We start from the raw sequence: 13,262 nt of genomic DNA, 5'->3' as shown, positions 1-13,262 counted from the left end.
TTAAGGTAGGCTTAGATAATACAAAAATTAAAGAACCAATTGCTTACAACGCTAGAAAATTTTAAAAGTCAAAATTAATATTCAGGTACTTTGATGTAATATTTTTCATTAAAGCTATGAGAAAATATTTGCGTTTTTGCACACGATCCTCAGAACAACTATGATTAATAATGCCTAAAAATAGTTGCCTGAGCTATAAACACGCCTAATTTACAGTTTTCAACAAGGCCCCAACAACTTATGAAAAAGAGTACGTATCGTAGTGGATGTTTCATTAATGAGATTTTCAATATGCGCAAAATCCGGCTCATTAACCGCTCTTTGTAATACATCCGCAAAGCCGGGTGGCATCGTTTTAGGGTCAAAATCTTCATTTAAACATATACGCAATGTCTGGCTAAGATTTGTATAAAACTTAAACGCATTATGCAGTAGATCTTTGTCTGACGGCGAGCAAAACTCATCACTCATCATAGCAAGTACATCGCCAGTTGTTTTCCCACTTTCATAAGGCGCATAGCCAGCCAAAACCGCATATTGAGCGATAAATTCAAGATCGATAATGCCGCCTGCCATCGTTTTAATATCCCAATTATTAATCGGCGGCTTTTCTTTTTCGATCAGTAAGCGCATTTTAACAACTTCAGCAGCGATATCATCTTTTCCATTCGCCGATTTTAAAACGCCCGCGATTTCAGCATCGAGTTTTGCCAAAAAATTATCATCACCGGACACACCACGTGCACGGGTTAAAGCCATATGCTCCCAGACCCAAGCCTCATTACGTTGATATTTATCAAAAGCCGTAAAAGACACGGCCAGTGGGCCTTTATTACCAGATGGTCGTAAGCGCATATCAACTTCGTAAAGCACCCCTTCTCCAGTTGGCGCTGATAAAGCTGCAATTAGCCTTTGAGTTAATCGCATATAATATTGTGTCACAAAAAGTGGCTTTGTCCCTTGCGACATATCAACATCTTCATCATGATCATAAAGTAATATTATATCAACATCAGAGCCCGCAGTCAGTTCATGGCTTCCAAGCTTGCCCATACCTAAAAGACCAATAACTCCACCAAGCACATCACCATGTTTTTGGGAGAACTCTTTTCTTACGGCTTCAAGTGCTTTGGTTAGCATAAGATCAGCAAGATCTGTAAAAGCTCGCCCTGCTCGCTCTCCATCGATAGCGCCAGTCAACAAACGGATACCAATTAAAAATTTTTGCTCATCGGCAAAAATTCTTAAACGATCAAGAACTTCTTCATAGGACATAGCTTGTGCCAAGAAAAAATCAAGCCGCTCTTTAAGATAGGGTTTAGTCGGCAACTGCGCAAAGGTTGTCGGATCCAACATACCATCAAAAACATGAGGTTTGCGCGTAATAATATCAGCAAGACGGGGCGCAGCACTCATAATTAATACGATCATACCTAAAAGCGCAGGATTAGAATTTAATAGACTAAAAAGTTGGATGCCTGCCGGCAAACCTTGCAAAAAAGCATCAAAGCGGAGCAATGCGTCATCAGCACGTTTAGTGGCACCAAAAGCTTGCAAAAGCGATGGCGTCAATTCCGTTAACCGCTCACGAGCCTCTGCTGATTGGGTGGCACGATAACGCCCGAAATGCCAAGTACGAATGGTGCGGCAAATATCACTAGGTCTCTCAAAACCAAGTCGCGATAAGGTTGCAAGCGTTTCAGGATCATCATCCTCGCCGGTAAATACAAGGTTACCCATATCGGCGCCAAGTTCTTGCTCATGCTCAAATAAGGCTGCATAATGAGCTTCGACTGCTTTCAATGTATTTAAAAAATCATTGGAAAAGCTTTGCGCATCTTCATAGCCTAATAATCGCACTACTCTTAGAAAACCCTCTTCATCTTCAGGTAAGATATGGGTTTGCTCATCGCCAACCATTTGAATGGCATGCTCAACCCTGCGTAAAAAACCATATTTTTTAGTAAGAGAGTTGCGAGCTTCCTCATTTATCCAACCAAGTTCGCACAATGCCCCAAGCATTTCTACCGTACGTCGACCACGCAATTCAGGAAAACGACCGCCAGCTATTAACTGTTGGGTCTGAACAAAAAATTCAATTTCGCGAATGCCGCCACGACCTAGCTTGACATTATGACCTTTAACAGCAATTTCACCATGTCCCTTGTGAGCATGAATTTGACGCTTAATCGAATGAACATCTGCTATAGCTGCATAGTCTAGATATTTGCGCCAAATATAGGGTGATAATTCTTTTAAAACCTTATCACCTGCTTCTATGTCACCTGCAACTGGTCGCGCTTTTATCATTGCAGCCCGCTCCCAATTCTGACCGCGTGCCTCGTAATAATGAAGTGCCGCAACCACCGGCATTGCTAGCGGTGTAGATCCTGGATCGGGCCGCAAACGTAAATCTACGCGAAATACGTAACCATCGCCGGTACGTTCTTGCATGATCCGAATAAGCCGGCGCATCATTTTTGAAAAAATATCCACGGATTCAAAAGGATCATTAATAGCTGGTGAGGCAACATCAATAAAAACAATCAAATCAATATCAGATGAATAGTTAAGTTCACCCGCACCCAATTTGCCCATGCCAAGCACGATAAGGCCGCAGTCTTTTTCAGGATAATCCAGGTCTGGTAAAGTAAGCTTTTTAGCATTGTGAGCTTCACGTAGCAAAAACCTTAAACTGGCCCCTAGCGATATTTCAGCAAGTTTAGATAGCCAGTCGCAAGTTTCTGCGCAGGTAAAGACCCCGCCAATATCTGCCAAGGCAATCAAACAATGTGCTTCTGCTTTCCCACGACGCAATTGCGTCATCAGTAGCGCTTCATTTACATCATTAAGCTGGTCAATACTAGCAATATGGTCTAAAACCTTGTCAAGACGACTTCTAATATCAGTTAGCAATAACGGCGATAAAAATTGCGGATTAGCTAATATTATTTCGCGCAAAAAAGGCGATAGTGTCATCACAGCGCCAATAAATTGGGTAGCCTGTATTGATGAGTTAAAAAATTGGATTAATCCAGTCAGCTCTTGCTGCTGAGCATTTTTGGCCAATTCTCCTAGCCAAAAATTAGACTTTTCGTCAAGCGGCGTTATCGATTTCAAATCTGTTAAAAAAAATGGCTTTAACGATAAAATATCCTGACCCATGTCTCATCCAAACCGTTTTTAATTATAGTTCCATCTATGGTAAAACACAGCAAAACCCATAATAATTAATTATTTTACCGTTCATGTTATAAAAACAATAAAACACAAATTTAAAACTATATAAATAGCCATTTTAAAATATTTAGAACAAAAGTTAAAACGAAAATTCGTAAAATTTACGCTTTTAACTTTTATTCATTGCTATGCTAGGGTCAGGACCTATTAATTTAAATGAAATGGCACAATAAACAGCAAAAATTTACATTTTTGATATAAAGGGGAGGAAAGCGAAAGGTGGGTGCTATACTTAAGTGAGCTTTACGACGCAGTAGATTACAGCTGTTTTTGTGTCCTTTCAGGATATGATAAATTTTCGCGATAACTTTGTCGAAGCCCCTTGAAAATATTTATATTTCCAGCGGTTCTTCTCCTTGTTCTCACAAAAATTTCCTCATACCATTTTCATCAAATTAATAGGTCTTGACCCTAGATTTTTACCGATCAGAGTTAATCTTTAAGACGTGGAAAAATTAATACAGCTTTAAGACCTGGTTTTGCATCTTCAAATATCAGGCTTCCACCATGCAATTTCATAACTGCCTTTGCAAGGCTTAAGCCTATGCCTGAACCTGGATGCGTGCGGCTTTTTTCCAAACGATAAAAGCGTTCCGTTACCTTATCACGCTCACCCTCCGGTATACCGGGGCCATTATCAGCAACGATCACTCGGGTTTGATCATCATCTACCATTTCCATTGATATAGTAATTTGCGGCGCATCATTATCAATAATTGCATATTTAATTGCATTATCAGTGAGGTTGAAAATAGTTTGGGCAACTAACTCTCGGCTTGCATTAATATCAACATCAAGTAATGCTCCAATTGTTAATGCAACACCGGCCTCTTCTGCCACCGGCTCACAAAGTTCGGCTACATCTTCAACAATGTTGCGTAAATTAGCCCGACTATGCTCGACAATGGTATTGCCTGCTTCAATCCGCGAAATCATCAATATAGCGTTAAAAGTACGAATAAGCTGATCAGATTCATCTAATACTTGATTTAATGCATCCTTATAACTTTCAGCGTCATTATCGTGATTTAATGCCTGCTCGGCTTTATTGCGCAGTCTCGTCAACGGCGTTTTCAAATCATGGGCAATATTATCAGACACATGACGCAGACCCGCATTTAACTCCTCAATCTTTTCTAGCATAATGTTGAGGTTACCCGTTAAACGGTCGAACTCATCACCCGAACCTGAAACAGGTAGCCGGCCAGTTAAATCACCATCCATCAAACTCCGCGATGCAAGCGTAATTGTATCAATGCGCTGTAAAGCCCGCCGCCCAATAAAAAACCATATCAAGAATGTACCTAGTGCAACGGCACTAAACGCAAAAAGTAAAGCTTTGCGGACAACCTCAGCAAATTTTTTGGGATCCCCCAAATCACGACCGATCATTACTTTCATGCCATTTGGCAAATCAATTAGCATGACAAGGGCTTGATGATCATTTATTTTATTACCATCACCTAGGCGGCCATAATAAATCGGTTCATTCAAACTATCAGCATTTGTCAAAAGTCCCGGTTCGATATTGCTAACATTACCGGCTAGAATTCGCCCGATTGGATCAGTTACAAGGTATAAAAACGCCCCAGGCTGTCGAGAACGCCGATCGATTGTACGAACCAATAGTGATATACCACCATGCTCATAGGCTGATTCAATTGAAGAGATTTCTTCTACTAAAGCAAGCTTAGTTTCGTTTTGAACCATAGTAAAGGCAAGCTTAGTCATATAAAGCACAGTACCAAAAGCAACAAGCCCAAAAAGCAAGATGAAAAGTGCGGATAATCGCACAGCGGTAGTACGAAAAATATTTCTAATATTTAGCAACACTTAAATTACGCAGCCTTTAACATATAGCCAGCACCACGGATGGTATGCAAAAGCGGACTATCAAAATCTTTTTCAATTTTTGATCTTAAACGCGAAATATGAACATCGATAACATTCGTTTGAGGATCAAAATGATAATCCCAAACATTTTCAAGCAACATAGTGCGAGTTACTACTTGTCCAGCATGGCGCATCAAATATTCAAGCAAACGAAACTCGCGCGGCTGCAAGGCAATTTCATGCCCTGCTCGTCTTGCTGAGTGCGACAAGCGATCTAATTCCAAATCACCGACACGATAGACCGTCTCAGCATCCTTAGGGTTTTTACGTCTTTGTAAAACTTCTATACGTGCCAATAGTTCTGAAAATGCATATGGTTTGGTGAGATAATCATCGCCACCAGCTCGCAAACCAGTCACCCGATCATCAACCTGACCAAGTGCCGATAAAATTAGCACAGGTGTTTCTACCCCTTGTGCGCGAAGACCAGCAACAACTGATAACCCATCACGACGTGGTAACATGCGATCTACAATTAAAACATCATAACTGCCATGTTCTGCTAATGTGTAACCAGTTTCACCATCGCCAGCGACATCAACCAGATGCCCCATTTCGTTCAAGGCCTTTTCCAGATAGCGCGATGCCTCACGATCATCTTCAATAACCAGAATTTTCATAAAAGCCTCACATTCATTTAAATGTTAAGAAAATTAATCTTTGATAGATGCCCATAATATAGATTAATAATCTTAAAAACAAATCAGAAATAACTTAGTGCGGGATCCCTCCCGCACTAACAATCAATGTTTTAAAACATCGCCACTGCATTAAATTAAGCATGGCAAATTTTTTGTGGATTTTTTATTTTCCTTTTACAGTAATTGCAACAAAACGCGAACCGCGCTCATTTTCAACCCTTAAAGCCACGTTTAAACGACCCGCCCTTATAGCATCATCAATAATTTTTGAAATTTCTTGAGCTGATGAAACGTTAAAACTATTTACTTGGCGGATGATGTCACCAGGACGTATGCCCTTGTCGGCTGCATCGCTTTCGCTATCAATGTCGGTAACTACAACACCTTTGCCGTCTTCGGCTGGCGTTACAGTTAAACCATATTCACTCAAACTATCGGAATCTTCAACACCAGGCTTTGCGTCATCGCCGCTAGATTGACCTGCCGTTGCTCCACCATTTTCTGAGCTTGGCATCGCTGCTATATTGACCTTAATGTTTTCTTGTTTACCATTGCGCCAAACACCAAGAGTCACGGCTTCATCTGGTGCAATTCCGCCAATCTTACGGGCAAGATCTCTTGCATCATTGACTGCTTCTTCATTAACAGAAATGATAACATCACCTGCTTTAATACCAGCCTTAGCAGCAGGTCCATCCATTGGGTCAACAATCAACGCACCTTTGGTTTCTTTTAACCCTAAAGAATCTGCAATTTCCTTGGTAACTGGTTGAATTTTCACACCGAGCCAACCGCGTTGTACTTTACCGTGTTCAATAAGCTGATTAACAACCTGCTTAGCAGTTGTGGCAGGGATTGCAAAAGCAATACCAACATTCCCGCCCGATGGTGAGAATATCGCAGTATTAATACCTACCACCTGACCGTTAAGATTAAAAGTTGGGCCGCCGGAATTACCCTTATTAACCGCGGCATCAATCTGAATGAAATCATCATAAACACTTGCACCAATATCACGACCACGAGCTGAAACAATACCAGCAGTCACAGTGCCGCCAAGACCAAAGGGGTTACCAACAGCAACAACCCAATCACCTACACGTGTTTGACTATCATCAGCAAAGCCTACATAAGAAAACTTGCGATCACTATTAACTTTAATTACAGCGAGATCTGTGCGCGGATCCGTACCAATAAGTTTAGCATCAAGTTCTGTTCCATCGTCAAGCACCACAACATAGGCTGAGCCATCAGATACAACGTGGTTGTTAGTTACAACATATCCATCTTCAGAAATGAAAAACCCTGAGCCTTGTGATACCGGCCGCATACGCCCTCTAGGATCTGGTCTGCCTGGTTTTCCAGGTTTAGCATGGGGGCCACGTGGACCATCTAGATCACGTGGATCTTCTTGAAAATCACGAAAAAATCGCTTTAATGGATGATCGTCGGGAAGTTGATCAAAACCAGGCCCCCCAAAAAATGGCCCACCGGCCTCTTGTGGACGAACATTGCTTTTAACTTGAACAGATACAACTGCAGGCTTTACCTTATCAACAACATCTGCAAAGCCAATTTGCTTTGGACCTTCAACATAAACAGGGTCGGCAAGGGCCATATTCGAAAAAACTAACGGGCCACTTAATACAGCAGAACCTGCCATTATAGTTGATAGGCTAACTGCTGCTAAAAACCGACGAGCAGAACTAAAGCGGCTTAACTTTGTCATTTATTCAACTCCTTTGATCCGAAGGATCTAAAATGATTTTTTTATAAGTTAATGCAGAATGAATGATTATTCAAATAACTTAACTTGTCTTGAACCCTTTATAAATTTTCAAACCTTACCAACCAATGTCCATTAAATGAATTATTGTTAAGGTTGATATTATGACGTCATATATTCATTATAAAAATGTTCATTTTGAAAAATATCAAGTTGATTAATTGCCAAATCATTATAAATAAATTTATCACAACTTAATGTTGTTTCCCCCGTCACTTTAGCCATTTTATTATAAATATTTTCTAAAATTTTTATAAATATTTTAAAGTCTTTAAAAGCAGTCCAACTTCCATTTAACATTCGATCTAAGTCTTTATATTTTACACAGTTAATATAGTAATATATAGTATTTTTTATATTATTAGAATTTATATAATCTGGACCAATTTCTTCTAATAGGTGTATTTCAATTTTAAGCTGAACGTAATTAATTAATTCAACTTCTTTTTCTTCATCTTGAAGTTCAAAAATTACATTCCATGTCGGATCATCATCCACATATATAATGCCAGAAATAATTCTGGAAAAAACAAAATCATATATAACCAATGGATATTCCTTATCTTAATTTTCGGCCTTGTCGCAAATATTATACGTAATCTGCGTTAAAGTAAAAAATATAAAAACTTGAGACTATGCTTTTATGTTTTTAGAGAGACATAGTGGCTCAAAAGATTAAAGAATAAATTATTTCCGCATATAAGGAGTGATTGGGCAAGGAATGATTTTAAAGCCAATTCTAATAGTTGGGCACTTTGATGCAATAATCATTATTCAAGCTATCAATTGGTATCTGCATCATTGTTTAAGCTATAGGGATATTGAAGAGCTATTATTGGAGCGCGGCATCAAGGTCGATCATAGCACAATCAATCGTTGAATATTTATAAGAAAACATCAAAAACAATTATTAAGCCATAGAAGAGAATTGAAAAAAATAAAACCAACGCCATGTTGATTTTAAAAAAAACAAGCGCGCTCTTAATATCTTCCATACTAGCAATACGACCATCGATATTTTGTAATGGTTCATTGACTTCAACATCGTCATAAATTCTTGGACCCGAAAGCTGAATATTTAAAAATGCGGCATAAACACTTTCTGGCCAACCACCATTAGGTGAACGATGCTGAGGGGCATCATGCATCATATTAATGAAACATTTTTTAAATGCCTTAGGGCCTTTTTTTATAAAAGCGGCAATAAGCGCAATTAAGGCTGTAATGCGAGCGGGAATAAAATTTACGATATCATCCAATTTTGCAGAAGCATATCCAAAATAAAAATATCGTTTATTTTTATGGCCAATCATAGAATCTGCTGTATTGACCATTTTATAAAATAAAAGACCAGGAAGTCCGAATAAAATATAAAAAAATATTGGTGCAATAACGCCATCAGAACTATTTTCAGCAAGACTTTCAATTGCCGCGCGAGAAATAGCAGGTTCATCAAGATTTTTAGGATTTCGACCAACAATCATTGATACAGCGTAACGCGCGCCTTCAAGTCCACGATCTATATATTCGCGATAAACATTTAAAACATGGTCATAAAGACTTTTTTGAGCAAGAAAACAAGCAAGGATTAATATTTCTAATCCAAGTCCCCAATATCCAAGTTTCATACAAATATATTGTAATAGAGCCCCGATAAAAATGACGATAAAACACAACGCAAATATAATTATAAAGCCATTAAATTTACGCAATTTATCAGAATATTTTTCATCATTACCTAATCTTTCACCAATAGCAATTAATTTTCCAAAGCCGATTACAGGATGAGGAATATATTTCCAAAGCCATTTAGGATCACCTATTAAACCATCAATCAATAGGGCAAAGATCAAAACAAATATATAATGTTGCAATAATTGTAATCCATTTCAATCGATTAGCAAGACAACTTATTTTTATAAAATTTCTCGCCCCTTCATAAAACGAACCTTAAAATTAATCAATTTTAGATTTATCTTCGTTTATAATCTGTTTCTTTTCTATATGCCAAGCAAGAAGAAAAACAAGAAAACCCAAAAACACCAAAAATGCACCTAGCCAAGCGGTTGCTTCTAAGCCATAACCATAGACGATAACCAATCCTCCTAAAAAAGCCCCCAAAGCATTGGCGACATTAAAAGAGGATTGCATAAGCGCGGTTGCCAAAGTTGGCGCATTTGCAGAGACTTCGATTATTTTTGTCTGAACAGATGGTTGGCTAATAAAAGATGTACCGATTAAAAATGTGGCAATAACTGCAAGAGATTCATTCTCAACCATGAAACCAAAGATTATGAATACAAAAATTCCCCATAATGTGGTAACAAAAATTGATGGCATAAGCCCCATGCGATAAGCAATTTTTGGCCCAATAAGATTACCAGCCACCATACCAACGCCAAAAAGAGGTAAAACAAAGGGTACCCAAAATTTATCGATGTGTGACACATCGGTTAAAATTGGTTTTATATAAGTAAACACAGCGAATAAACCGCCTGAACCAATGGCAATAATGGCTAAAAACAACCATAACTGACCATTTTTCAGCGCGGATAGCTCGCGTAAAGGGCTTGCACCTGCAGCTGCATTCAAATTTGGTACAAAGCGCCATATCAAAAAAGCAGCAAACAATGCCAAAAAACCGACAAGGAAAAATGCAATGCGCCAGCCAAATAATTGTCCTATTAAAGTACCGCCGGGCGCTCCAATCACGGTTGCTACCGTCAAACCAAGCATCACACTGCCCACGGCTTGCGCTCGCTTGCGTGCTTCAACCATCGAGGCTGCGGCAATAGCTGCTACACCAAAATAAATACCATGAGGCAAACCGCTTAAAAAACGCAAAATGCTAAATTGATCATAAGTTGAGACACAAGCCGATAAAATATTTCCTATAGCATAAAAAATCATAAAGGCTATTAAAAGCATTTTTCGGGGCATTTTTGCCGTCAAAACCGCTAATAATGGTGCACCGACAACAACTCCAGAGGCATAGAACGAAACGAAATGCCCCGCTGTTGCCATATCAACATTGGTTGCTTTAGCCACTTCTGGCAATAAGCCCATAATAACGAATTCTGCAGTGCCTATGGAAAAGCCGCCCATAGCAAAAGCCAATTGGCTCAATTTACGGGTTTTATCATCGAAAGATTGATCTGCGGACAAATGGTGGATTTTAAAGGCCATTTTGGCGCCTTTTTTCTAGAAAATAAACATAGAACTAAATGGGATAAAATTAACTTGTTATAATTAAACGCAGCTTTGAGCAAATCAATAAAATGACAACGCATTTAATATAACATATCACGCAACGCAATTATGACAATTTTTGTAAAATGCGAAAATATTTAACTCCCAATATTAATAACGCTAAATCGACAGCCAAATACTAAATTTAATAATTCAGAAAAATTATAATCATTAAAGTGCATTTTGATAAACTTATTCCCGATCAATAATATGCATAAACGAACCACTCACATTTTTGTGACGTATACCAACCTCGCCCAAATTTTCACCAAGTGCATCTTCAATCGCAAAAAGAGGTACTGTATCTTTAGCACTGGTCGTCGTTGCGTAATGGAATTCATGGCCACGCAAATGATGATGCCAAGGAAATTTTGACAATGGTAATATTTTTCGATAACCAAGATGAAGTTTTGGATTTTTTATGCTTGTGGTTAAAGGTAATAGGCCAAGCATTTTATGCATAATGCCATTTTTATCCTCTATATAATCTCCCAAAACCATATATCCACCGCATTCTCCATAAATAATCTTATTATCGCTTTGTACTTGCTGCAGGGCACTTTTAAATTTTGCTGCATGGGCGAGCTTTTCGGCAAAAAGTTCGGGGTAACCACCAGGCAAATAAATTGCATCAGCATCTTTACTTGGTGTCTCATCCTCAAGAGGTGAAAAAAAACTAAGTGAAGCACCTTGTCGCTGCCATCCCGCAAGAATATGAGCATAAGTAAAGCGAAATGCGTTATCTCGAGCAATAGCGATATGTTGGCCAAGCGGTTCGAGCCGTGGCACTCCAGCACTATAATCTGGATCGGTAGTAGCCTTAGCAAGTGAAAGTAAATCATCAAAGTTTAATGATGTTTCAATAAAGTCTGCAGCTTCTTCAATAAATTTATCAATTTCTTGCATCTCATGGGCTTGAACAAGACCTAAATGCCTATCTGGAATATGCAATTTTTCACTGCGCCCAATGGCACCTAGGATGTTCACGCCAAGAGGCGCCAACGCATTACGCAGCAATTTTTCATGACGAGCGCTACCAACTTTATTGAGAATAATCCCGGCAATATAAACATCATCAGAAAAATTGTTAAAGCCGAAAACGAGTGGCGCAATAGAATGCGACATTTTAGAACAATCAACAACCAAAATAATTGGCAATAAAAGCCTGCGAGCAAAATCCGCAGCAGAGCCAGTACCATCAAGGGCGCCATCAAACAGCCCCATCATTGCTTCGGCGATAAGTAAACGCCCTCCTTCAATTGCCCTAGCTGACAAAGCACTTACCAAATCATCACGCATCGCCCAACAATCAAGATTATTTCCAGTGCTATGACATGCAACCTCATGAAAGGCTGTATCAATATAATCAGGTCCCACCTTTATCGGTGAAATGGCTAAACCATCTCGAGACAATTTCCGCAAAATAGCCATTGTCAATACGGTCTTACCTGCGCCCGAATGGGGCGATGCCAACATGAAGCCCTTCATATCATAATCCCCTAAACACAAACATATTGATTTAATTACTAGTTTAACCTAGTCCGATCCATAAGTAGGCTAGTTTGGTTGTATATTTTGTTAATAGATAAAGGTTACGTATTTTGAACAATATTTATGGCAACCAATTTAAGACAGATGCAAAATCAACTACGGGACCTAATACAATAATTGCTGGAGCTGATATTTTTTCCTGCAACATTTTATCAACACTCTCACCCAAAGCTGTAATAATAACCCTTTGCCTTTTAGTCGTTGCATTGGAAATAAATGCCAATTGCTCAGTGTGCTTGCGCCCAGCATTAAGAAGTTTTTCTACAATTTCAGCTAAATGCTTCAATGCCATATAAAAAACTATAACCTGCGAACCCCTTGCTATTGCGCCCCAATCAAGATTAGCAGGCGCTTTTCCATCTGCATCATGCCCTGTAATAAAAGTTACGGATTGGTTTGTTGTACGGCTAGTGATTGGGATACCCGCATAAGCTGGACCGGCGATGCCCGCGGTTATGCCAGGAACAACACGGAAAACAATTCCGGCACGATGCAAGGCAAGTGCTTCTTCTCCCCCTCGACCAAAAACAAACGGGTCTCCCCCCTTTAATCGCAAAACACGTTTGCCATTACGGGCAAGATTGATAAGATCCTTTGTGATCTGTTCTTGACTTAATGAAGGTTGGCCACCACGTTTACCAGCAAATTGTAAAATCACATCAGATTTTGCAAAATCCAAACAGGAAAGATCAACCAATGCATCATAAAGAATTATATCAGCTTGCGCTATCGCATTGAGGGCATGAAGTGTCAGCAATCCAAGATCACCAGGACCTGCTCCAACCAACCAAACCTCGCCGGGCAAAAATTTTGGTAGATTCAGCTTTTGCGCTATTGCCCCATCAAACATTATTTTACATAAACCTATTTCAAATCAAAGCTATTAAAAACTTCACAAATAC

The 13,262-nt window shown here is 39.2% G+C and carries 9 protein-coding genes and 1 pseudogene; 1 reads left to right on the top strand and 9 read right to left on the bottom strand.

The features are described 5' to 3' along the window. Positions 1-219: 219 nt before the first annotated feature. From N6A79_RS06210 to N6A79_RS06190, 5 genes are all read right to left on the bottom strand, one after another. Entirely contained in the window at positions 220-3,165 is a 2,946-nt protein-coding gene (locus N6A79_RS06210) for a bifunctional [glutamine synthetase] adenylyltransferase/[glutamine synthetase]-adenylyl-L-tyrosine phosphorylase (RefSeq protein WP_268547399.1), read from the bottom strand. A 507-nt stretch (positions 3,166-3,672) separates the two neighbouring features. Continuing rightward, positions 3,673-5,070 (bottom strand): sensor histidine kinase, encoded by a 1,398-nt coding sequence (locus tag N6A79_RS06205; protein WP_268547549.1) that lies wholly within the window; start codon positions 5,068-5,070, stop codon positions 3,673-3,675. An 8-nt stretch (positions 5,071-5,078) separates the two neighbouring features. Beyond that, positions 5,079-5,753, bottom strand: coding sequence for a response regulator transcription factor (locus tag N6A79_RS06200; protein WP_182419348.1), 675 nt, complete (start codon positions 5,751-5,753; stop codon positions 5,079-5,081). A gap of 184 nt (positions 5,754-5,937) precedes the next feature. Continuing rightward, a complete protein-coding gene (locus N6A79_RS06195) occupies positions 5,938-7,503 on the bottom strand; it encodes a Do family serine endopeptidase (protein ID WP_268547398.1) in 1,566 nt (521 codons plus the stop codon). A 159-nt stretch (positions 7,504-7,662) separates the two neighbouring features. Continuing rightward, positions 7,663-8,109 carry a hypothetical protein gene (locus N6A79_RS06190; RefSeq protein WP_268547397.1) on the bottom strand — a complete coding sequence of 149 codons (447 nt, stop codon included), beginning with the start codon at positions 8,107-8,109 and terminating at the stop codon, positions 7,663-7,665. 202 nt (positions 8,110-8,311) lie between these two features. Here N6A79_RS06190 and N6A79_RS15885 point away from each other — a divergent pair. Beyond that, positions 8,312-8,437, top strand: a pseudogene (locus tag N6A79_RS15885) (IS6 family transposase); the annotation flags it as partial. Positions 8,438-8,444: 7 nt separating this feature from the next. Here N6A79_RS15885 and cbiB read toward each other — a convergent pair. The 4 genes from cbiB to cobA all read right to left on the bottom strand — a co-directional run bounded on the left by cbiB (position 8,445) and on the right by cobA (position 13,210). Next, a complete protein-coding gene (cbiB, locus tag N6A79_RS06185; RefSeq protein ID WP_268547396.1) occupies positions 8,445-9,434 on the bottom strand; it encodes an adenosylcobinamide-phosphate synthase CbiB in 990 nt (329 codons plus the stop codon). Between the two features lie 82 nt (positions 9,435-9,516). Beyond that, positions 9,517-10,746, bottom strand: coding sequence for an MFS transporter (locus tag N6A79_RS06180; RefSeq protein WP_268547395.1), 1,230 nt, complete (start codon positions 10,744-10,746; stop codon positions 9,517-9,519). A gap of 255 nt (positions 10,747-11,001) precedes the next feature. Further along, a complete protein-coding gene (locus tag N6A79_RS06175) occupies positions 11,002-12,297 on the bottom strand; it encodes a cobyrinate a,c-diamide synthase (protein WP_268547394.1) in 1,296 nt (431 codons plus the stop codon). Between the two features lie 124 nt (positions 12,298-12,421). Further along, complete coding sequence (cobA, locus tag N6A79_RS06170) at positions 12,422-13,210, bottom strand: uroporphyrinogen-III C-methyltransferase (protein WP_268547393.1); 789 nt, start codon at positions 13,208-13,210, stop codon at positions 12,422-12,424. Positions 13,211-13,262 lie beyond the last annotated feature (52 nt).

The sequence above is a fragment of the Bartonella sp. HY761 genome (assembly GCF_026743145.1).
GTDB lineage: Bacteria > Pseudomonadota > Alphaproteobacteria > Rhizobiales > Rhizobiaceae > HY038.
This window is presented reverse-complemented; position numbering and strand designations above follow the sequence as displayed.

Coding starts and splice junctions, on each gene's coding strand:
- N6A79_RS06210 (WP_268547399.1), bottom strand. CDS start 3,165: ATGGGTCAGGATATTTTATCGTTAAAGCCATTTTTTTTAACAGATTTG.
- N6A79_RS06200 (WP_182419348.1), bottom strand. CDS start 5,753: ATGAAAATTCTGGTTATTGAAGATGATCGTGAGGCATCGCGCTATCTG.
- N6A79_RS06195 (WP_268547398.1), bottom strand. CDS start 7,503: ATGACAAAGTTAAGCCGCTTTAGTTCTGCTCGTCGGTTTTTAGCAGCA.
- N6A79_RS06180 (WP_268547395.1), bottom strand. CDS start 10,746: ATGGCCTTTAAAATCCACCATTTGTCCGCAGATCAATCTTTCGATGAT.
- N6A79_RS06175 (WP_268547394.1), bottom strand. CDS start 12,297: ATGAAGGGCTTCATGTTGGCATCGCCCCATTCGGGCGCAGGTAAGACC.
- cobA (WP_268547393.1), bottom strand. CDS start 13,210: ATGTTTGATGGGGCAATAGCGCAAAAGCTGAATCTACCAAAATTTTTG.